We start from the raw sequence: 20,105 nt of genomic DNA, 5'->3' as shown, positions 1-20,105 counted from the left end.
GGCAAAAATAATGACAACAAAACGCAATGCCTTGCTCGTCGCCGGGCTGTTGGCCGGTGTGATCGGTGCAGGCTCGGCCTGGGCCCACGGCAACGTGGTCCCGCAAGCAGTGGAAACCAAGGGCCTGACCTCGATCAAGGACGCCGGCGTGCCGGTCGACGAGGACGGCTGGGCGGCAGTGAACCCTTACCGCACGTCGCCTGAACACGACCGGGCCCTGGAAATCGGTTCGTCCGCCTACAATCAGAACTGCGCCGCCTGCCACGGCCTGGAAGCCAAGTCCGGCGGCATCGCCCCCGACTTGCGCATGCTGGATGTGGGCGAGGCCGGTGATGAGTGGTTTGTGCAGCGCGTGCGTCACGGCGCGGTGCGCGACGGCCGGGTATATATGCCGAAAATGGCCGATTACCTGAGCCAGGAAGCCTTGTGGGCGGTACGCACCTACCTGGACAGCGTTCACGTCGAGGAGTAAGCCATGCGCCTGTTCGCTTATGTGCTCGGCCTGGCCCTGCTGTGTTGCCAGACGGCACAGGCGCAGGTGCGCAGCTATGACCAGATGATCGCCGCCGGTGAGTTGAAAGTGGCGGTGTACAAGGACTTTGCCCCCTACAGTTTCGAAGACGGTGCCACCCCGCGCGGGGTCGACGTGGAGCTGGCCGAGGCCCTGGCCAAGGCGCTGGGGGTGCAGCTCAAATTGATCTGGGCGCCGGCCGGGGAAAAACTCGACGACGACCTGCGCGACTACATCTGGCGCGGCAGCCAGTTGCATAACCAGCAACTGGCCGACCTGATGATGCGCGCACCCTACGACCACGACTACGCGCAAAGGCGTAACGATCAGGGCGAACTGGAAAACGGCCATGTGGTGATGTTCGGGCCGTACCAGAACGAACAATGGCAGGTGGCCTACGACCGCCGCCGCCTGGACAAGGTCGCCAGCGTGGCGGTGTTCGAGGAGCACCCGATCGGTGTCGAAGTCGACAGCGTGCCGTCGTTCTACCTGACCTCGGTGTTCAACGGCATGCTCGCCCGCCAGACCCATCACTACCCCGGTGTACCCCAGGCGTTCGCGGCGATGAAGGCCGGTGAAGTCGACGCGGTGATGGCGATGCGCGGCGAGATCGACTGGCAAGTGCATCAAGCACGCGATCCGCAACTGGCCCTGGCGCAAAACGCTTACCCGAGCATGGGCCGGCAGCGCTGGGAGATCGGCATGGCGGTACACGAAAGCAATCGTCAGTTGGCCTATGCGGTGGAAGAGGCGCTGGAAGGCCTGATCCGCGACGGTTCGCTGCAAACCATCTACAGCCATTACGGCCTGCAGTACGAAGTGCCCGAAATGTACCAATAGGAGCAGGCGATGAACTGGCGACTGAACTGCATGTTGGCCTGCTGGTTACCGTTGGCGGCCCACGCCGCGGCGGTCGAACCGGGCACGGACCCGGTGCCGTCGGTGATGTGGGCGTTCTACCACAAGCAGTTGCTGGCCGATGCGCCGTTCGTGTTCGATGAGCGGGTCAAGCTGCTGGCGCCGCCGTTCGCCGAAGATGCGCGCCAGGTGCCCCTGGAAATCGACGCGCGGGCGTTCACGGGGCACGTGGTGAAAATCCTCGCCTGGGCCGAACTCAACCCGTTGCCCAGGATTGTCGATTTTCAGCCCAAGGCCGGGGTGCTGCCCTGGCTGTCGATCCGTATCCGCATCGAACAGGCCACGCCCCTGCGTGCGGCGGTGCTCACCGATGACGGGCTGTGGCACGTCGGCTCGACCCTGATCGACGCGGCCGGCGGCGGTTGCACCGCGCCCAGCGTGGTCCGCACCCAGCCGGGTTGGGAAGAGCATATCGGCGAAGTCCTCGGCGGGCGTTACCCACGCGGCGAATTCAGCCGGGTGCGCGTGCAGGTGGCGCACCCGATGGATAACGGCATGGTCAGCGGCATCCCTGAGTTCTATCTCAACCACGCGCAACTGCGTGGCCAGGACGGCCAGGTGCTGGCCGAGCTGGTGCTGTTCCCGGCGGTCAGCGAAAACCCCAACCTGGCCTTTGACATCGACGCACCCGGGCCGACGCGCCTGGTGCTGCGCGACAACAGCGGCAATGAATTCGACGCAGCCATTCCCTGACCAGAAGGAGCGCGGCATGCGCTGGATTCTATTGTTGTGCCTGAGCTTGAGCCTGCCCGCTGTGGCCGACCTCGACTACGCCCTCAAGCCACGACTGATCGCCGACGACACCTGGCTGCTGGAAGGCAGCACCGACAATTTCGCCAAGGACAACGGCGGCAATATCGTCAATACCGCGTTCATCGTCACCGAGGCCGGCGTGGTGGTGATCGACACCGGGCCGTCGCGGCGCTACGGCGAAGCCCTGCGCCGGGCGATCGCCAGCGTCACCGACAAACCGGTGATCCAGGTGCTGCTGACCCACCACCACCCCGACCATGCGCTGGGCAACCAGGCCTTCAAGGACGTGCCCATCGGCGCCCTGGCCGGCACCACGCGCCTGCTGCATGAGCAGGGCGACGGCATGGCGGAGAACCTCTACCGCATGGTCGGCGACTGGATGCGCGGCACCGAAGTGCAATTGCCCACGCAAGTGCTCGAACCCGGTGTGCTCAGCTTTGGCCGCCACGACCTGCGCCTGCTTGCGCTGACCGGCCACACCGACGCCGACCTGGCCATCCTCGACCAGACTACCGGCGTGCTGTTTGCCGGCGACCTGGTGTTCTACCAACGCGCCCTCACCACCCCCAACAGCCCCGGGCTGGCGGCGTGGCTGGCGGACATCGACACCCTGCAGGCCTTGCCCTGGACCCTGGTCGTGCCCGGCCATGGCCCGGTGGCCAACGATGCACAGCCGTTCGCGCAGATGCGCGACTACCTGACCTGGCTCGACCAACTGCTGCGCGACGGCGCCGCCCACGGCAGCGACATGGCCGAGATGATCCGCAGCCCCATCCCCGAGCGCTTCGCCGCGATCAACCTGAGCCGCTATGAACTGATCCGTAGCGTCAGCCACCTGTACCCGCGTTACGAGCGCGAGCAGATGCAGCGCGTGGATTCGGCGCGCTGACGGACCGGACCCGCTACTAAGGAACTAGCAATCTCGATACTGCGGTCAATTGTGACAACCGCCCCTGCGCCCAAGAATCTGTACCAGACCGGGAAAATTTCCCGGGTATAACAAAAAACCGCAGAGGTAGCCGTCATGACCCAACCCGCACGCCGCCAACCCTTCGCCTTGAGTGTGTTGCTCGGTGCCATTCTGTTATCCGGCCAGGCCATGGCGGCCGTGACCGATCAGGAGATTCTCCAGGACCCGAAAAACCCCGGGCAGATCGTCACCAACGGTCTGGGCGTCCAAGGCCAGCGCTATAGCCCGCTCGATACCCTGAATGTGGACAACGTCAAGGACCTGCGCCCGGTCTGGGCGTTCTCCTTTGGCGGCGAGAAACAGCGCGGCCAGCAGGCGCAGCCGATGATCAAGGACGGGGTGATGTACCTCACCGGGTCCTACTCGCGGGTGTTCGCGGTGGACGCACGCACCGGCAAGAAGCTCTGGCAGTACGATGCGCGTCTGCCCGATGACATCCGCCCGTGCTGTGACGTGATCAACCGCGGCGTGGCGCTGTACGGCGACCTGGTGTTCTTCGGCACCCTCGACGCCAAGCTGGTGGCCCTGAACAAAGACACCGGCAAAGTGGTGTGGAGCAAGAAAGTCGCCGACCACAAGGAAGGCTACTCGATCAGCGCCGCGCCCCTGGTGATCAACGGCAAGCTGATTACCGGCGTGGCCGGCGGCGAATTCGGCGTGGTGGGCAAGATCGAAGCCTACGACCCGAAAAACGGTGACCTGCTGTGGACCCGTCCGACTGTCGAAGGTCACATGGGCTACGTCTACAAGGACGGTAAAGCCGTGGAAAACGGCATTTCCGGCGGCGAGGCGGGCAAGACCTGGCCTGGCGACTTGTGGAAAACCGGCGGCGCGGCACCGTGGCTGGGCGGCTACTACGACCCGGAAACCAACCTGCTGCTGTTCGGCACCGGCAACCCGGCGCCGTGGAACTCGCACCTGCGCCCTGGCGACAACCTCTACTCGTCCTCGCGCCTGGCGCTGAACCCGGATGACGGCACCATCAAGTGGCACTTCCAGACCACGCCCCATGACGGCTGGGACTACGACGGCGTGAACGAACTGGTCTCCTTCAACTACACCGAAGGCGGCAAAGAGATCAAAGCGGCGGCCACCGCCGACCGTAACGGCTTCTTCTACGTGCTCGACCGCACCAACGGCAAGTTCATCCGCGGCTTCCCGTTCGTCGACAAGATCACCTGGGCCACCGGCCTGGATAAAGACGGTCGGCCGATCTACAACGAAGCCAGCCGCCCAGGCGCGCCAGGCAGCGAAGCCAAGGGCACCTCGGTGTTCGTCGCCCCGGCGTTCCTCGGCGCGAAGAACTGGATGCCGATGGCCTATAACCGCGACACCGGGTTGTTCTACGTGCCGTCCAATGAATGGGGCATGGACATGTGGAACGAAGGCATCACCTACAAAAAAGGTGCGGCGTTCCTCGGTGCGGGCTTCACCATCAAGCCGTTGAACGAAGACTACATCGGCGTGCTGCGCGCCATCGACCCGAAAACCGGCAAGGAAGTCTGGCGCCACAAGAACTTCGCGCCGCTGTGGGGCGGGGTCCTGACCACCAAGGGCAACCTGGTGTTCACCGGTACGCCGGAAGGCTTCCTGCAGGCGTTCAACGCCAAGACCGGCGAGAAGGTCTGGGAATTCCAGACCGGCTCCGGCGTGCTCGGCTCGCCTGTGACCTGGGAAATGGACGGCGAACAGTACGTCTCGGTGCTCTCCGGCTGGGGCGGCGCGGTGCCGTTGTGGGGCGGTGAAGTGGCCAAACGCATCAAGGACTTCAACCAGGGCGGCATGCTCTGGACCTTCAAATTGCCTAAAGAACTGGTCGCCAAACACTGAATCTACGACCAAATGACAAGAGCCCTCCTGCCAACGGCGCATTCGCCCGGCAGCGGGGGCTCTTTACTATCGGGTCATCGCCTGTTGACCGACAGGCCCGGACCCAGACAGAGGCTTTAACATGATCTACGCACAACCTGGCACCCCTGGCGCCATCGTCAGCTTCAAGTCACGCTACGGCAACTTCATCGGCGGCGAATTCGTTGCGCCGATCAGCGGTGAATACTTCACCAACACCTCGCCGGTGACCGGTGAAGTGATCGCCGAATTCCCGCGTTCCAACGCCGCCGACATCGACAAGGCCCTCGACGCGGCCCACGCCGCCGCCGACGCCTGGGGCAAGACCTCGGCCCAGGATCGCGCCCTGGTGCTGCTGAAAATCGCCGACCGCATCGAACAGAACCTCGAAGTGCTGGCCGTCACCGAAAGCTGGGACAACGGCAAAGCCGTGCGTGAAACCCTCAACGCCGACGTGCCGCTGGCCGCCGACCACTTCCGTTACTTCGCCGGCTGCATCCGCGCCCAGGAAGGCGGCGCCGCCGAGATCAACGAACACACCGCCGCCTACCACTTCCACGAGCCGCTGGGCGTGGTCGGGCAGATCATTCCGTGGAACTTCCCACTGCTGATGGCCGCCTGGAAACTCGCCCCGGCCCTGGCCGCCGGCAACTGCATCGTGCTCAAGCCTGCCGAGCAGACGCCGCTGTCGATCATGGTGTTTGCCGAGCTGATCAACGACCTGCTGCCCGCGGGCGTGCTGAACATCGTCCAGGGCTTTGGCCGTGAAGCCGGCGAAGCGCTGGCCACCAGCAAGCGCATCGCCAAGATCGCCTTTACCGGCTCTACCCCAATCGGCGCGCACATCATGCATTGCGCGGCCGAGAACATCATTCCGTCGACCGTGGAGCTGGGCGGCAAGTCGCCGAACATCTTCTTCGAAGACATCATGAATGCAGAGCCGCAGTTCATCGAGAAAGCCGCCGAAGGCCTGGTGCTGGCGTTCTTCAACCAGGGCGAAGTGTGCACCTGCCCGTCGCGGGCGCTGGTGCAGGAGTCGATCTACGACGACTTCATGAAAGTGGTGATGAAAAAGATCGTCAAGATCAAGCGCGGCAACCCGCTGGACACCGAAACCATGGTCGGCGCCCAGGCGTCCGAGCAGCAATACGACAAGATCCTGTCCTACCTCAAAATCGCCCAGGAAGAGGGCGCCGAACTGCTTACCGGCGGCGCGGCCGAGCGTTTGGAGGGTGACCTGTCCAGCGGTTACTACATCCAGCCGACCCTGCTCAAGGGCCATAACAAAATGCGCGTGTTCCAGGAGGAAATCTTCGGCCCGGTGGTGGGTATTACCACGTTCAAGGACGAAGCCGAAGCCCTGGCCATTGCCAACGACAGCGAGTTCGGCCTGGGTGCCGGCCTGTGGACCCGCGACATCAACCGCGCCTACCGCATGGGCCGGGCGATCAAGGCCGGCCGCGTGTGGACCAACTGCTACCACCTGTACCCGGCGCACGCCGCGTTTGGCGGCTACAAAAAGTCCGGCGTGGGGCGTGAGAACCACAAGATGATGCTCGATCACTACCAACAGACCAAGAACCTGCTGGTGAGCTACGACATCAACCCACTGGGCTTCTTCTAGCCCCGACTTGAAATACAACCCAATGTGGGAGGGGGCTTGCCCCCGATAGCGGTGGATCAGTCAGGCATGTATTGGCTGACACACTGCCATCGGGGGCAAGCCCCCTCCCACATTTTGATCGGCGTACACCCGTTCCGGCACAGCAAGAGGGCTTTGCCTGTTGGATCACTACCTGCCGACCAATCCCCTGGGCCTCTCCTAACCCCGACTTGAAATGCAATCAACTGTGGGAGGGGGCAAGCCCCCTCCCACATTTTGATCGGCGTACACCCGTTTCGGCACAGCAAGAGGGCTTTGCCTGTTGGATCACTACCCGCAGACCAACCCCCTGGGCCTCTTCTAACCCCGACTTGAAATGCAATCAACTGTGGGAGGGGGCAAGCCCCCTCCCACATTTTGATCGGCGTACACCCGTTTCGGCACAACAAGAGGGCTTTGCCTGTTGGATCACTACCCGCAGACCAACCCCCTGGGCCTCTTCTAACCCCGACTTGAAATGCAACCAACTGTGGGAGGGGGCTTGCCCCCGATAGCGGTGGCTCAGTTATGCATGTATTGGCTGACCCACTGCCATCGGGAGCAATCCCCCTCCCACATTTTTGATCGGTGTACATCTGCTACCAAGGCATGCTTCAGGCTCGTTCGAAAGTAGCATTCGCACCCCCATCCCCCCATGCATTAATGCCATTACCGGAATCTTCCGGCACAACAAGAGGATCGCCCCATGTGGACTAAACCCGCGTTTACCGACCTGCGTATCGGCTTTGAAGTGACCATGTACTTCGCCAGCCGCTGATTCACCCCCGGCCAGCCTCGCGCTGGCCGGGGTCGTTTGGGGAATGACTCTTTGGTCTGATTGCATTCGCGCGCGGATGGGTTAGTGTGGAGCGCATCTCTCAAAAATAATAAAAACAGGCTTTCCAATGAGCCCAAATCTCAGCCTTCTGCGTAAGTTCGTTTCGCCTGAAATCATCTTTGGTGCCGGCTGCCGGCACAACGTCGGTAATTACGCCAAGACCTTCGGTGCGCGCAAAGTGCTGGTGGTCAGCGACCCCGGTGTGATCGCCGCCGGCTGGGTCGCCGACGTGGAAGCCAGCCTGCAGGCCATCGGCATCGATTACTGCCTGTACAGCGGCGTCTCACCCAACCCCCGCGTCGAAGAAGTCATGCTCGGTGCCGAGGTGTACCGCGACAACCATTGCGACGTGATCGTGGCCATCGGCGGCGGCAGCCCGATGGACTGCGGCAAGGCCATCGGCATCGTGGTCGCCCATGGGCGCAACATCCTCGAATTCGAAGGCGTGGACACCATTCGCGTGCCCAGCCCCCCGCTGATCCTGATCCCCACCACCGCCGGCACTTCGGCGGATGTCTCGCAGTTCGTGATCATTTCCAACCAGCAGGAGCGCATGAAGTTCTCCATCGTCAGCAAGGCGGTGGTGCCGGACGTGTCGCTGATCGACCCGGAAACCACCGCGAGCATGGACCCGTTCCTGTCCGCCTGCACCGGCATCGATGCGCTGGTGCATGCGATCGAGGCGTTCGTCTCCACCGGCCACGGCCCGCTGACCGACCCCCACGCGCTGGAAGCCATGCGCCTGATCAACGGCAACCTGGTGCAGATGATCGCCAACCCGGCGGACATCGCCCTGCGCGAGAAGATCATGCTCGGCAGCATGCAGGCGGGGCTGGCGTTCTCCAATGCGATCCTCGGCGCGGTGCATGCCATGTCCCACAGCCTCGGCGGCTTCCTCGACCTGCCTCACGGCCTGTGCAACGCGGTGCTGGTGGAGCATGTGGTGGCGTTCAACTACAACTCGGCACCGGAGCGCTTCAAGGTGATTGCCGAGACGTTCGGCATCGACTGCCGCGGCCTGACTCATCCGCAGATCCGCGGGCGGCTGGTCGAGCATCTGATCGCGCTGAAGCGTGCCATCGGCTTCCACGAAACCCTCGGCCTGCATGGCGTGCGGGTGGCGGACATTCCGTTTCTGTCCCAGCATGCCATGCACGACCCGTGCATCCTCACCAACCCCCGCGAATCGAGCCAGCGTGACGTCGAGGTCGTCTATGGCGAAGCTCTCTGACGACCAGCAGCGCGCCCTGGCCGGGCTGCTGGGGCTGGGCGACCAGTCGGCGCGCAAGAGCCACTACCCGGAACTCACGGCCCGCCTCGATGAGCTGGAGGCCGAGCGCAACCGCTACATCCGCCTCAACGATGAGCTGGAGCAGCGGGTGGCGGCGCGCACCGATGAACTGCTCGAAGCCAACCGCAACCTGCAACAGCAGGTCGCCCAGCGCGAACAGGTCGAACAGGAGCTGCGCGACGCCCGCGACGCCGCCGAGGCCGCCAACCGCAGCAAGGACAAGTACCTCGCCGCCGCCAGCCATGACCTGTTGCAGCCGCTCAACGCCGCACGGCTGCTGATCGCCACCCTGCGCGAACGGTCGTTGCCGAGCGTCGAACAGGTGCTGGTGGAGCGCACGCACCAGGCCCTGGAAGGTGCCGAGGATTTGCTCACCGACTTGCTCGATATCTCGCGGCTCGACCAGGCAGCGGTCAAGCCGGACGTGGCGCTGTATCGCCTGGATGAGTTGTTTGCGCCGCTGGTCTCCGAATTCCAGTCCGTCGCCCTGGCCGCCGGACTGAATCTGCGCGCACACACCGGCCATTACGCGATCCGGACCGACCTGCGCCTGGTGACGCGGATTTTGCGTAATTTCCTCAGCAACGCCTGCCGCTACACCGACGACGGCTGCATCCTGCTCGGCGCCCGTCGCCGCGGCGATCACCTGCGCCTGGAAGTGTGGGACACCGGGCGCGGCATCCCGGCCGACCGGCTCGACGCGATCTTCCTCGAATTCAACCAACTGGACGTCGGCCGCGCCTCGGACCGCAAGGGCGTGGGCCTGGGGCTGGCGATTGTCGAGCGGATCGCCGAGATCCTCGGTTACCCGGTGGCGGTGCGCTCGTGGCCGGGACGCGGGTCGATGTTCAGCCTCGAAGTGCCGATCAGCGAAGAAATGCCGTTGGCCATCAGCCAACTGCCCACGCAACCGACCACCGGCAACCCGCTGCCGGGGCGGCGTTTGCTGGTGCTGGACAACGAAGTCAGCATCCTCGAAAGCATGAGCGCGCTGCTCGGGCAGTGGGGCTGCGAGGTGGTCACGGCCACCGACCAGGCCGGCGCGTTGCTGGCATTGCAGGGCAGGGCGCCGGAACTGATCCTGGCGGACTATCACCTGGACCACGGCGTGGTGGGCTGTGAGGTGGTCAAGTACCTGCGCGAGCATTTTGCCCAGACGATTCCCGCCGTGATCATCAGCGCCGACCGCACCGACCAGTGCCGGCGCATCCTGCGGCGGCTGGACGCACCGTTGTTGAACAAACCGGTCAAGCCCGGGAAGTTGCGGGCGGTGTTGAGTCAGTTATTGGCCTAGAGGTTTGATACCTGTCAACACCGCGTGCGGCATTTTGCGCCATGCTCCCAGCCTGATTTGACGCCGACGGAGACTCCCCCATGAGCGCCCCCGCAACAACCGCTGCATCATTCAAGTTGCCCTTGGGCCTGGTCGTCGCTGTACTGGTGATGGTCGGGGTGCTGCTGTTACCGCTGCCCGCGGATTTGCCGGTGGCCGGGCATCGCATGCTGGCGATCCTCGCGTTTGCGGTGGTGGTGTGGATCAGCGAGGCGGTGTCCTATGAGGCCAGCGCGATCATGATCACCTCGCTCATGGCGTTCTTGCTCGGCACCGCGCCGTCGCTGCAAGACCCCGCGCACCTGATCGGCTCCAGCCCGGCCATCGGCATGGCGCTGACCGGCTTCTCCAACCCGGCGCTGGCCCTGGTGGCGGGTGCGTTGTTCATCGCCGCCGCCATGACCCACACCGGCCTGGACCGGCGCATTGCCCTGGTCACGCTGACCCGGGTCGGCACCAGCACCCGCGGCATTCTGCTGGGGGCGATCGCGGTGACTATTCTCCTGAGCCTCGTCGTACCCAGCGCCACCGCGCGCAGTGCCTGCGTGGTGCCGATCATGATGGGCGTGGTGGCGGCGTTTGGCGTCGATAAACGCTCCAACATCGCCGCCGGCCTGATGATCGTGGTGGCCCAGGGCACCAGCATCTGGAACGTCGGCATCCAGACCGCCGCCGCGCAGAACCTGCTGACCGTCGGGTTCATGGACAAGATGCTCGGCCAGCGCGTGTCGTGGATCGACTGGCTGATTGCCGGCGCACCATGGGCGCTGATCATGTCGGCGGTGTTGCTGTTCCTGGTGATCAAACTGCTGCCGCCGGAAAGCGACAGCATCCCCGGCGGCAAAGAAGCCGTGGCCCAGTCGCTGGTGGACATCGGCCCGATGACCGGCCCGCAAAAACGCCTGCTCGCCGTGTCGGTGCTGTTGCTGTTGGCGTGGGCTACCGAAGGGCGCCTGCACAATTTCGACACCACCTCGACCACCTACGCCGGGCTGGTGTTCCTGCTGTTGCCGGGGATCGGCGTGATGACCTGGAAGGATGTGCAGTCGCGGATTCCGTGGGGCACGGTGATTGTGTTCGGCGTCGGCATCAGCCTCGGCACGGCGTTGCTGACCACCCAGGCCGGGCAGTGGCTGGGTTCGCAAGTGGTGGCGCACACCGGGCTGGACCAGGTCGGGCCGTTGGGTGTGTTTGCCATCCTCGGGGCGTTTTTGATCTTGATCCACTTGGGGTTTGCCAGTGCGACCGCGTTGACCTCGGCGTTGTTGCCGATCCTGATTGCGGTGTTGCAGACCTTGCCGGGGGAGTTCAACCGGTTGGGGATGACCATGCTGTTGGGGTTTGTGGTGAGCTACGGGTTTATCCTGCCGATCAATGCGCCGCAGAACATGGTGTGCCTGGGGACCGGGACGTTTACGGCGCGGCAGTTTGCCAAGGTGGGGGTGTTGGTGACGCTGATGGGTTACTTGTTGATGTTGGTGTTTGCGGCGACGTATTGGAGTTGGCTTGGCTGGATCTGATAGGGCGTGTCATGGGGTCGCCAATGCAAAGGAGATCCAATGTGGGAGGGGGCTTGCCCCCGATGGCGGTCTCTGGGCTGACCAGCTTTTTGGGTTGGGTTGAGTACATATCCATTGTTGCGGTCACGGCTGCTATGGGTTCCGCCCTTACGGCGGGTCACTTTGGAAAAGCCCCAAAGTAACCAAAGGGCTCTTGCCCCACCACTCGGTGCCTCGCCTAGGCTCGGCATGCCCTCACTCCGGCTTGAATCCGTGGGCCGCCGTCATGGGCCATCCCTGGCCCAGGACGGCTAACCCGGCGTCCTGCCGGGTTGCCCACGGATTCAAGCCTGCGTTCGGCCAGCGTGGTTTTACGGGGCGCCTAAGATCAAAAGCCAAAGCAAAAGCCAAAGCCAAAGCGAGGCTGCCTTATAGCCGACCTGATCCTGGAAGCCGAACCGGGTCAAAAATGTGGGAGGGGGCTTGCCCCCGATAGCGGTGGGTCAGTCATGCATGTAGTGGCTGACACACTGCCATCGGGGGCAAGCCCCCTCCCACAGTTGGAATGTATTTCAGGGTGAAATTGAGTTGGGTCGACTGGTTTTGCTCCAGCAGTTTCAGGCCCGGCCTGCCCGGCAAGTGATGGGCATTCACCGGATGGCTCACCGGCTCGATGCAGAAGAACCCCAGCCCCGGCGGGCAGTACAGCAAAAAGTAATCGGCGCCGGTGGCCTGGCATTCCAGGGCATAACCCAGCTCCGGCTGTTCGATCCGGCAATGCCCGTCCCACTGGCAAAACCCGTTGTCGACCAACGCTTGGGGCAATCCCTTGAGCTGTTGGAAATCCCAATCGGCGTGTACGGGTGCCAGCGCCGTCGGCAGCTTGGACGCATCACTCATCCATACCTGCCCAGCCTTGGCCTGCAACCGCGTACCCGCCCGGCGCGGGAAGTAAGGATGCAAGCCCAAACCGTGCCACGCGGCGGCTTCGGCCAGATGCGTCACGCTCAGCCCGATACTCAACACGCCGTTGCTCAACCCAAACCGCTGCTCGGCGCGATAGGCGAACGGCGTGGCGCATTCCAGCGCAAGCAGCACTTCATCCGCCGACTGGCTGACCACGCGCCACGCCTGTTGCCAGGCCGAACCGTGAATCGGCAGCGGATCGGTCGCGCTGTTGGGCGTGAGTGCCAGCCAGCCGGCGGGCGTGTCGAAACCGCCGTTGGCAATGCGATTGGACCACGGCGCGAGGGGATAGCAGCCCAGTTTGCCGGGCAGGCCGCTGCCCAGCGCCGCTTGATCGCTAGGCCGCAGCAGGGGCTGGCCGCTGGCGCGCACGCGCCAGTTGACGATGCTGCCGCCCACGGCCGGGGCGAGGGTGAGGTGGGTCAGGTGATCTTCCAGTTCAATCAGCATCACAGCACCAGCCCTGGCAGCCACAGCGATAACGCCGGAATGTAAGTCACCGCGATCAGCACCAAAAACAGCACGCCATAGAACGGCAGCAGCGCCTTCACGGTGTTCTCGATACTCACCTTGCCCACCGCCGCCCCCACGAACAGCACCGCGCCGACCGGTGGAGTGATCAGGCCGATGCCGAGGTTGACCAGCATGATCATGCCGAAGTGAACCGGGTCGACGCCGATGCCGAGCACCACCGGCAGCAGGATCGGCGTGAGGATCAAAATCAGCGGCGCCATGTCCATCACCGTGCCGAGCAACAGCAGCATGACGTTGATGCACATCAGGATCACGTAGCGGTTGTCCGACAGGGTCAGGAACAGCGTGGTGATCTTCGCCGGGATCTGCATCAGGGTCATGATGTAGCCGAAGCTGGCCGCGAAGGCGATCAGGATCATCACGATGGAAATGGTGCGTACCGTGCGGTGCATCAGCTTGGGCAGCTCGTTCCATTTGTAGTCGCGGTAGATGAACATGGTCACGAAGAATGCCCACAGCACCGCGATCGCAGCGGACTCGGTGGCGGTGAAGATGCCCGACAGGATGCCGCCGAGGATGATCACCATGGCCATCAGGCCCCACAGTGCGTCGGCGCAGATTTTCAGCGCTTGCTTGAGCGGGATGACTTCGCCCTTGGGGTAGTCGCGCTTCTTCGCGAAGATCAGGCACAGCACCATCAGGCACGCGCTCATCAGCAGGCCCGGGACCACGCCGGCCATGAACAGCGAGGCGATCGACACCGTGCCGCCCGCCGCCAGGGAGTAGAGCACCGAGTTGTGGCTGGGCGGGGTCAACAGTGCTTGCACCGAACCGCTGATGGTCACCGCCGTGGCGAACTCCCGGGGGTAGCCACGGCGCTCCATTTCCGGGATCAGCACCGAGCCGACCGAGGCGGTGTCGGCCACCGAGGAGCCGGAGATCGCGCCGAAAAACGTCGAGGCCATGATGTTCACCAGGGACAAGCCGCCGCGCACAAAACCCACCAGCACCCCGGCAAACGCCACCAGTCGCCGCGACATGCCGCCCTCGGCCATGATCGCGCCGGCCAGCACGAAGAACGGAATCGCCATCAGCGAAAACTTGTTCACCCCGCCAGCGATCTGAATCATCAGGGCCTGGTACGGAATGTCGATCCACCACGCGCCGATCAACGCCGACAGGCCCAGGGCATAGGCCACTGGCATGCCGATCAGGATCAAGCCGACAAAGCTGCCCAACAGAATCAATGCGTCCATATCAGGCAGCCCCTTCGCTTTCTTCAACCAGATCGAAGCGCACGACCCGTCGGTTGCTCTGGTCGCCGAGCACGAGTTTTTCCACCACGAAGACCAGGGTCAGCAACCCGCCGATCGGGATCGGCATGTAGGTGATGCCCACGCGCAGGGTGGGGATGGCGCTCATGAACTGGTTCCAGGTGGACAGGCACAGCTTGCTGCCCCAAATGGTCATGAACAGGCAGATGGTGCCCATCAGCAGTTGCGAGAGGATGCCGACGACCTGGCGTTGGCGCGCAGGCAGGCGGTCAGTGACCATCGCCACCGACATATGCGCCCCGGCGCGGTAGCTGGCGGCGGCGCCGATAAAAGTGAACACCAGCATCAGCAGGATGGCGGTGGGCTCCGGCCAACTGGAGCCGGTGCCGAGGATGTAGCGGGCGAAGATGCCCCAGGGGATGATCAGCGCGACCCCGAGGACCGAGAGGCCGGCGACCCAGATGCAGGTCATGTAGAGGCGGTCGTTGATGCGCAGCACTAGATTCTTCATGGCGTTCACCGTGACCGGGCGCGTCGATGCCGACCGCGCCGGGCCTTATGCGAGAGGCAGGGCGGGTTATTGAACGGCGTCGATGCGCGCGATGATATCGGCGTAAGGCGCGCCGTACTTGGCGCGAACCGCGGCGGTGGCGTCGTAGAAGGGCTGTTTGTCGACGCGGATGAACTCCACGCCAGCCGCCTTGAGTTTTTCCTCGCTGCTGGCGGATTTTTTATCCCACAGCACACGCTCATCGGCCTGGGCGGCCTTGGCGGCGTTCTTCACCATGAGCTGTTGCGCGGGGGTGAGCTTGTTCCAGGTGATTTTCGACATCACGATCGGCTCGGGCAGGATCAGGTGCTCGGTGAGGGTGTAGTACTTGGCGTTCTGAAAGTGGTTGTGTTCCAGCAGGGTGGGTGGGTTGTTCTCGGCACCGTCGATCACCCCGGTCTGCAAGGCACTGAAGATCTCGCCGGTGTCCATGGCGATACCGTTGGCACCCATCGCGTTGAAGGCATCGATGAACAGCGGGTTACCCTGCACGCGAATCTTCATGCCCTTGAGGTCTTCGATCTTGCGCACCGGTTTTTTGCTGTAGAGGTTGCGCGTGCCGCCGTCCATCCAGGCCAGGGCGACCAGGCCGAATTCGGAGTCGGTGATCTTGGCGAGGATTTCATCGCCGATCTCGCCGTCGATGACTTTGCGCATATGCGCCTGGTCGCGGAACACGAATGGCAGGTTGAACACGTTCACGTCCGGCACCACCGGGCCGACGATGCCGAGGCTGACCCGGGTCATCTGGATCGCGCCGACCTGGGCTTGTTCGACGACTTCTTTTTCCGAACCCAGGACGCCCCCGGGGAAGTACTTGAAGGTCAGTTCGCCGTTGCTTTCTTGGGTGAGGGCCTTGCCCATGTTCTCTTCGGCCACGACGGTGGGGTAGCCGGCGGGGTGGATGTCGGCGAATTTGATTTCCAGCGCGTGGGCGGCGCTGCTGAGGGTGAAGATTGCGGCGGCGAGCAAGGTGCGTTTGAAGTCCATGAGCGGTCACTCCTGTCTTGTTATTGTTGTATTCAAGGCACAGCGATGCAGCTAGAGGGCGAAGCGGGGTTCGGGCAGTCCTGTTGTGCCGGGGTTGAGGGCGAATACGCCGCCGGACAGCGACTGTTCGCTCTGGTCGTCACGGATCGAGGTGACGAACAGGGTGTCCAGGCGACTGCCGCCAAAGGCGCACATGCTGGGTTTTTTCACCGGCACGCGCAGGGAGCGGTCCAGGCGACCGTCGGGGGTGAAGCGGTGGATCAGGCCGGCGTCGTTGGCGCAGATCCAGTAGCCGCCGTCGACATCCACGGCTGCGCCGTCAGGGCGGCCTTGGTGTGGCTGCATGTCGACAAACACGCGGCGGTTGGACGGTGTGCCGGTGTCGGTGTCGTAGTCGAAAGCCCAGATCTGTTGCACCAGCGGGTGCGAGTCCGAGACATACATCGTGCGGCCATCGGGGCTGAAGGCCAGGCCATTGAGGGTGATAAAGCCGTCCAACTGCGCATGCGGCGCGGCGCCCGACGCGTAACGGTAGAGGATGCCTGCGGGCGCATTTGCGCTCATGTCCCGCACCATGCTGCCGGCCCAGAACCGGCCCTGGCGATCGCAGCGCCCATCGTTCAGGCGCATGTCCGCGCGCGGGTGCGCGACCTCGGCCAGGGGCGTGGTGTCGAGGCTGCCGTCGTTGTGCGCGGTGAGCTGGAAAAAGCCGCTTTCCATCCCGGCGACCCAGTTGCCCGCATCGGTGCGGGCAATGCAGGCGAGCATCTGCGGGGCTTTCCACACGTCGATATAGCCGGTGGCGGCGCTCCAGCGTTGCAGGCCGCCGTTGGGAATATCCACCCAGTACAGGGCGTTTTCTTCGGGCACCCACACCGGGCATTCGCCTACGGCGTTGCGGGCGTCGACAATCAATTCAGCGGTCATGGCAACTCACTCCCTTGGGTTAGTGTGACGTCAGTCACCGAACGGCCCGGCGGCGCAGAACGCACCGCCCTGGTAGACCTTGGCCGGGTCGTCGGCGGCCAGCGGCGGCTGGCGCTCGACCTGGGCGCGGAATACTTCGGAGCTGTCTTTGGGGGTGAAGCCCAGGTGTGCGGCGTAGCGGTTGTCCCACCAGGTGTCGAGGTTGGCCGACATGCCGTAGACCACGGTGTGGCCGACGTTCGGCGTGTACAGCGCGCGTTCGAGCAGTTGGGTCAGGTCATCGAAGCTCAGCCAGGTGTGCATCATCCGGCGGTTCTGCGGTTCGGGGAACGACGAGCCGATGCGGATGCTCACGGTCTCGATGCCGTAGCGGTCGAAGTAGAAGCTGGCCATGTCTTCGCCGTAGGACTTGGACAGCCCGTAGTAACTGTCCGGGCGACGCGGCGAGTGGGCGTCGAGGTGCTCGCCCTGTTGATAGAAGCCGATCACATGGTTGGAGCTGGCGAAAATCACGCGCTTGACGCCATGGCGGCGGGCGGCTTCGTAGATGTGAAAAATCCCGCAGATATTGGCGCCGAGGACTTCTTCGAACGAGCGCTCCACGGATACGCCACCGAAATGCAGGATGGCGTCGACGCCTTCGACCAGATGGTGTACCGCGTGTTTGTCGGACAGGTCGCAGGGCTGCACTTCTTCATTGGCGCCGGCGGGGGCCATGTCGACGATATCCGACAGGCGCAGCACCTGGGCATACGGCCGCAGGCGTTCGCGCAGCACTTTGCCGAGGCCGCCGGCGGCACCGGTGAGGAGGAGGCGGTTGAAGGGCGCTGGGGTAGTGGTGGTCATCTGGATTCCAGTTTTTGTTGTAGGTTGTCGTATGACTATGCCGAAGTATTGTTAGAGAGTCCCCGCTTGTCAATGTGGGAGGGGGCTTGCCCCCGATGGCTGTGGGTCAGTCACAGAGACATTGCCTGATACACCGTCATCGGGAGCAAGCCCCCTCCCACAATGGATGTGCCCGGGTTTTAGATCTTTAAAGCAACGAAATCGGGTAGCTGACGAAGACCCGGTTCTCATCGAACTCGTTATTGCTGAAGTCCCGGCGCATGGTCGAATTGCGCCAGCGCACGTTGAGGTTCTTCAAGACACCGCTCTGCACCGTGTAGGCCAGTTCCGATTCGCGGCCCCATTCCTTGCCATCGGTGATCGTGCCGGTGTGGACGTTACTGCCGCTGATGTAGCGGTTCATCAGGGTCAGGCCCGGAACGCCGAGCGCCGCGAAGTTGAAGTCGTGGCGCAGTTGCCAGGATTTCTCCTTGGCGTTGTCGTAGCTGGCGTTGTAGCTGTCGTTGGCCAGGGTGCCGCCGCTGGTGCCGTTGACCCGCATCCATGCGCTGTCGCCGCTGAGTTTCTGCAGGCCGACGTAGAAGGTGTTAGCGCCGTATTTGGCCGAGAGCAGGGCGAACGCGGTTTTGTTGTCGAGGTCGCCGGCCAGGGCGCTGCCGTCTTCCTTGCCGTTGAAGAAGCCGAGGTTGGCGCCCAGGGTCCAGTCGCCCAGCGGCTGGCTGTGGGTCAGGTTGAGGTACTGCTGTTGGTAGATGTCGGTCAGTTCGGCGTACCACAGGCCGACCTGGGTGCGCTTGTCGTTGAAGGTGTATTCGGCGCCGCCGAAGTTGAAGCGGTCTGAGGTGAAGGCGGCTTTGCCGTTCATGAACATGTCTTCCATGCTCGCATCGTTGCGCGGGCTGTTGCCGCGAAACTGCCCGCCGTAGAGGGTCAGGCCGGCGATTTCATTGGAGGTGACCTGGCCGCCCTGGAAGGTTTGCGGCAGGGAGCGGCCATCGTCGGAACGCAAAATCGGCAGCACGGGCATCCATTCGCCGACTTTCAGTTCGGTCTTCGACAGCTTGGTTTTCAGCGCCACGCCCAGGCGCCCGAAGTTGTCGGCGGGGCGACCGTCGTCGTGAACCGGCAGCAACTGGGTGCCAGCGGTACCTTTGCCGCCGTCGAGCTTTTGCGAGTACAGGCCCAGCACATCAATCCCGAAGCCCACGGTGCCCTGGGTGTAGCCGGATTTGGCGTCGAGGATGAAGTTCTGCGTCCACTCTTGGGCCTTGGCCTGGGGGTTGGACGGGTTGGTGAAATTGCGGTTGAAGTAGGCGTTGCGTAAGTTGAGCGTAGCCTTGGCGTCGTCGACAAACCCTTCGGCCTGGGCGATGAGGGGCAGGGTGAAAGCCAGGCTGCCGAGGCCGATAAGGCCGAGACGCGAGGAGGAATTGCGGGCGGATGGACGCACAGTGACGCTCCCTTGGGTTTGTTGTTTTTATTATTTGTCATACGTCGTCGTACAACATTGGGGCGATATTTGCGGGGTTTTTGTGGCTTGTCAATCAGAAGTTATACGATGACTACGCTTCACTGAGCAGAAGTGGTCGTGGTCCAGTGGGGAAGCTGACTATGGATTCAGCCGGCCATCGCCATCGGGGGCAGCGTGCCGAGGAGGGAGACGGCGGCTACCGCTGAAATACCTAGTAACCATTCAGCCGTCACACTGGCCTTCAAGGTCTCCAGTCGTTGTTCGCAGCGCTCGATACGCAAGCGGTTCAGCAGCGCCAGGGCCAACATGCCCAGCACCAGCATCGCCTTGATCAGCAGAATCAGGGCGAAACCGTTGAACAGCGGGGTGGGCCACAGTTGCCCGGTCAATACACGCACGTTGATCAAGCCGGTGACCAGTAAGCCGGCGACCAGGCCATAACCCGCGCCGCTGAAACGCCGCAGAATCGGCTCCAGCCCATGGCGCTGCGGTTGGCGCAGGATCAATACCAACAGCAGCAGACCGCCAAGCCAGGCGCCCACGCACGCCAGGTGGACGACCTGATTGAGGATCAGCAACTGGCCGCTGAGCCCGTTGAGCATGGCGCCGTGACCGACCGGGGCCAGGGTCGCCAGCAGCAGGCCGATCAAGGGCAGGCGCAACGCCGACCAGGGTTTGATCAAGGCGATCAACAGCAGCACGTTGAGCAGCAGATGCCAGAGCCACACTTGGCCGAAAAAGGTCTTGCCCAGCACCAATTGCACAGTGGCCGGTTGCAGTGCGGCGTCCCAACTGCCGGCCATGCTGACCGTGATCAGCAGCAACCAGGCCACGCCGGAGCCGAGCCCGAGCCAGGCCAGTGCTCGGCTGATTCGCAGCACTTGCCGGTCCAGCGCCGGCTGCGGTGCATTGCCCATCAGCCAGGGCCTGAATACACAGGCCCCGAACATCAACAAGACGACGATGAAATGCAGGAAACGGCACAGCACCAGCAGCGTCGCCAT

18 protein-coding genes are annotated in these 20,105 nt (G+C 63.4%); 10 read left to right on the top strand and 8 right to left on the bottom strand.

Annotated features, from left to right (window positions below; translation table 11 throughout):
* Window positions 1–10 precede the first annotated feature (10 nt).
* The 10 genes from pedF to ACP7E3_RS06620 all read left to right on the top strand — a co-directional run bounded on the left by pedF (window position 11) and on the right by ACP7E3_RS06620 (window position 11,624).
* A complete protein-coding gene (pedF, locus tag ACP7E3_RS06665; RefSeq protein WP_017847481.1) occupies window positions 11–472 on the top strand; it encodes a cytochrome c-550 PedF in 462 nt (153 codons plus the stop codon).
* 3 nt (window positions 473–475) lie between these two features.
* Window positions 476–1,351: a substrate-binding periplasmic protein gene (locus ACP7E3_RS06660; protein ID WP_046382816.1), complete on the top strand. Its 876-nt coding sequence runs from the start codon at window positions 476–478 to the stop codon at window positions 1,349–1,351.
* 9 nt (window positions 1,352–1,360) lie between these two features.
* The gene (locus ACP7E3_RS06655; protein WP_141123353.1) at window positions 1,361–2,122 is read left to right on the top strand and encodes a quinoprotein dehydrogenase-associated SoxYZ-like carrier; all 762 of its coding nucleotides are present in this window, start codon (window positions 1,361–1,363) and stop codon (window positions 2,120–2,122) included.
* Window positions 2,123–2,138: 16 nt separating this feature from the next.
* Window positions 2,139–3,071, top strand: coding sequence for a quinoprotein relay system zinc metallohydrolase 1 (locus ACP7E3_RS06650; RefSeq protein WP_017847478.1), 933 nt, complete (start codon window positions 2,139–2,141; stop codon window positions 3,069–3,071).
* Between the two features lie 135 nt (window positions 3,072–3,206).
* Window positions 3,207–4,982: a PQQ-dependent methanol/ethanol family dehydrogenase gene (locus tag ACP7E3_RS06645; RefSeq protein ID WP_046382819.1), complete on the top strand. Its 1,776-nt coding sequence runs from the start codon at window positions 3,207–3,209 to the stop codon at window positions 4,980–4,982.
* 121 nt (window positions 4,983–5,103) lie between these two features.
* Entirely contained in the window at window positions 5,104–6,624 is a 1,521-nt protein-coding gene (gene exaC / locus ACP7E3_RS06640) for an acetaldehyde dehydrogenase ExaC (protein WP_017847476.1), read from the top strand.
* Window positions 6,625–7,348: 724 nt separating this feature from the next.
* Entirely contained in the window at window positions 7,349–7,420 is a 72-nt protein-coding gene (pqqA, locus tag ACP7E3_RS06635; RefSeq protein WP_010209364.1) for a pyrroloquinoline quinone precursor peptide PqqA, read from the top strand.
* Window positions 7,421–7,547: 127 nt separating this feature from the next.
* Complete coding sequence (gene ercA, locus ACP7E3_RS06630) at window positions 7,548–8,711, top strand: alcohol dehydrogenase-like regulatory protein ErcA (protein ID WP_017847475.1); 1,164 nt, start codon at window positions 7,548–7,550, stop codon at window positions 8,709–8,711.
* Window positions 8,695–10,065, top strand: a complete 1,371-nt coding sequence (locus ACP7E3_RS06625; RefSeq protein WP_017847474.1) for an ATP-binding response regulator — start codon at window positions 8,695–8,697, stop codon at window positions 10,063–10,065. Before ercA ends, ACP7E3_RS06625 begins: the two co-directional genes overlap by 17 nt.
* 80 nt (window positions 10,066–10,145) lie before the next feature.
* Window positions 10,146–11,624: a DASS family sodium-coupled anion symporter gene (locus ACP7E3_RS06620; protein WP_079444249.1), complete on the top strand. Its 1,479-nt coding sequence runs from the start codon at window positions 10,146–10,148 to the stop codon at window positions 11,622–11,624.
* 486 nt (window positions 11,625–12,110) lie between these two features.
* Here the strand turns inward: ACP7E3_RS06620 and ACP7E3_RS06615 are convergent, their stop codons facing one another.
* From ACP7E3_RS06615 to copD, 8 genes are all read right to left on the bottom strand, one after another.
* Window positions 12,111–13,019 (bottom strand): aldose 1-epimerase, encoded by a 909-nt coding sequence (locus tag ACP7E3_RS06615; RefSeq protein WP_426122625.1) that lies wholly within the window; start codon window positions 13,017–13,019, stop codon window positions 12,111–12,113.
* Window positions 13,019–14,299 (bottom strand): TRAP transporter large permease, encoded by a 1,281-nt coding sequence (locus ACP7E3_RS06610; RefSeq protein ID WP_046382820.1) that lies wholly within the window; start codon window positions 14,297–14,299, stop codon window positions 13,019–13,021. The genes ACP7E3_RS06615 and ACP7E3_RS06610 overlap by 1 nt, the downstream gene beginning before the upstream one ends.
* 1 nt (window position 14,300) lies before the next feature.
* Window positions 14,301–14,828 (bottom strand): TRAP transporter small permease, encoded by a 528-nt coding sequence (locus tag ACP7E3_RS06605; protein ID WP_046382821.1) that lies wholly within the window; start codon window positions 14,826–14,828, stop codon window positions 14,301–14,303.
* A gap of 66 nt (window positions 14,829–14,894) precedes the next feature.
* On the bottom strand, window positions 14,895–15,857 hold the full coding sequence (locus ACP7E3_RS06600; protein ID WP_193039815.1) for a TRAP transporter substrate-binding protein: 963 nt from the start codon (window positions 15,855–15,857) through the stop codon (window positions 14,895–14,897).
* Window positions 15,858–15,908: 51 nt separating this feature from the next.
* Window positions 15,909–16,784 carry an SMP-30/gluconolactonase/LRE family protein gene (locus ACP7E3_RS06595; protein WP_426122621.1) on the bottom strand — a complete coding sequence of 292 codons (876 nt, stop codon included), beginning with the start codon at window positions 16,782–16,784 and terminating at the stop codon, window positions 15,909–15,911.
* A gap of 30 nt (window positions 16,785–16,814) precedes the next feature.
* The gene (locus tag ACP7E3_RS06590; RefSeq protein ID WP_046382824.1) at window positions 16,815–17,630 is read right to left on the bottom strand and encodes an NAD-dependent epimerase/dehydratase family protein; all 816 of its coding nucleotides are present in this window, start codon (window positions 17,628–17,630) and stop codon (window positions 16,815–16,817) included.
* A gap of 187 nt (window positions 17,631–17,817) precedes the next feature.
* Window positions 17,818–19,080 carry an OprD family porin gene (locus ACP7E3_RS06585; protein ID WP_046382825.1) on the bottom strand — a complete coding sequence of 421 codons (1,263 nt, stop codon included), beginning with the start codon at window positions 19,078–19,080 and terminating at the stop codon, window positions 17,818–17,820.
* 167 nt (window positions 19,081–19,247) lie between these two features.
* Entirely contained in the window at window positions 19,248–20,105 is an 858-nt protein-coding gene (copD, locus tag ACP7E3_RS06580; protein WP_046382826.1) for a copper homeostasis membrane protein CopD, read from the bottom strand.

The organism is Pseudomonas sp. PSPC2-3, assembly GCF_049898265.1.
Classification (GTDB): Bacteria; Pseudomonadota; Gammaproteobacteria; order Pseudomonadales; family Pseudomonadaceae; genus Aquipseudomonas; species Aquipseudomonas veronii.
Note: the sequence above shows the minus strand (reverse complement) of the source record. Positions and strands in the feature narration are given on the sequence as shown.

Bases quoted from the DNA above. Each gene is read 5' to 3' on its own strand.
- ACP7E3_RS06655 (WP_141123353.1), top strand. From the start codon at position 1,361: ATGAACTGGCGACTGAACTGCATGTTGGCCTGCTGGTTACCGTTGGCG.
- ACP7E3_RS06605 (WP_046382821.1), bottom strand. From the start codon at position 14,828: ATGAAGAATCTAGTGCTGCGCATCAACGACCGCCTCTACATGACCTGC.
- ACP7E3_RS06660 (WP_046382816.1), top strand. From the start codon at position 476: ATGCGCCTGTTCGCTTATGTGCTCGGCCTGGCCCTGCTGTGTTGCCAG.
- ACP7E3_RS06595 (WP_426122621.1), bottom strand. From the start codon at position 16,784: ATGACCGCTGAATTGATTGTCGACGCCCGCAACGCCGTAGGCGAATGC.
- ACP7E3_RS06615 (WP_426122625.1), bottom strand. From the start codon at position 13,019: ATGCTGATTGAACTGGAAGATCACCTGACCCACCTCACCCTCGCCCCG.
- ACP7E3_RS06590 (WP_046382824.1), bottom strand. From the start codon at position 17,630: ATGACCACCACTACCCCAGCGCCCTTCAACCGCCTCCTCCTCACCGGT.
- ACP7E3_RS06620 (WP_079444249.1), top strand. From the start codon at position 10,146: ATGAGCGCCCCCGCAACAACCGCTGCATCATTCAAGTTGCCCTTGGGC.
- copD (WP_046382826.1), bottom strand. From the start codon at position 20,105: ATGGCGACGCTGCTGGTGCTGTGCCGTTTCCTGCATTTCATCGTCGTC.
- ACP7E3_RS06610 (WP_046382820.1), bottom strand. From the start codon at position 14,299: ATGGACGCATTGATTCTGTTGGGCAGCTTTGTCGGCTTGATCCTGATC.
- ACP7E3_RS06625 (WP_017847474.1), top strand. From the start codon at position 8,695: ATGGCGAAGCTCTCTGACGACCAGCAGCGCGCCCTGGCCGGGCTGCTG.
- ACP7E3_RS06645 (WP_046382819.1), top strand. From the start codon at position 3,207: ATGACCCAACCCGCACGCCGCCAACCCTTCGCCTTGAGTGTGTTGCTC.
- ACP7E3_RS06650 (WP_017847478.1), top strand. From the start codon at position 2,139: ATGCGCTGGATTCTATTGTTGTGCCTGAGCTTGAGCCTGCCCGCTGTG.
- pedF (WP_017847481.1), top strand. From the start codon at position 11: ATGACAACAAAACGCAATGCCTTGCTCGTCGCCGGGCTGTTGGCCGGT.
- ACP7E3_RS06600 (WP_193039815.1), bottom strand. From the start codon at position 15,857: ATGGACTTCAAACGCACCTTGCTCGCCGCCGCAATCTTCACCCTCAGC.
- exaC (WP_017847476.1), top strand. From the start codon at position 5,104: ATGATCTACGCACAACCTGGCACCCCTGGCGCCATCGTCAGCTTCAAG.
- ercA (WP_017847475.1), top strand. From the start codon at position 7,548: ATGAGCCCAAATCTCAGCCTTCTGCGTAAGTTCGTTTCGCCTGAAATC.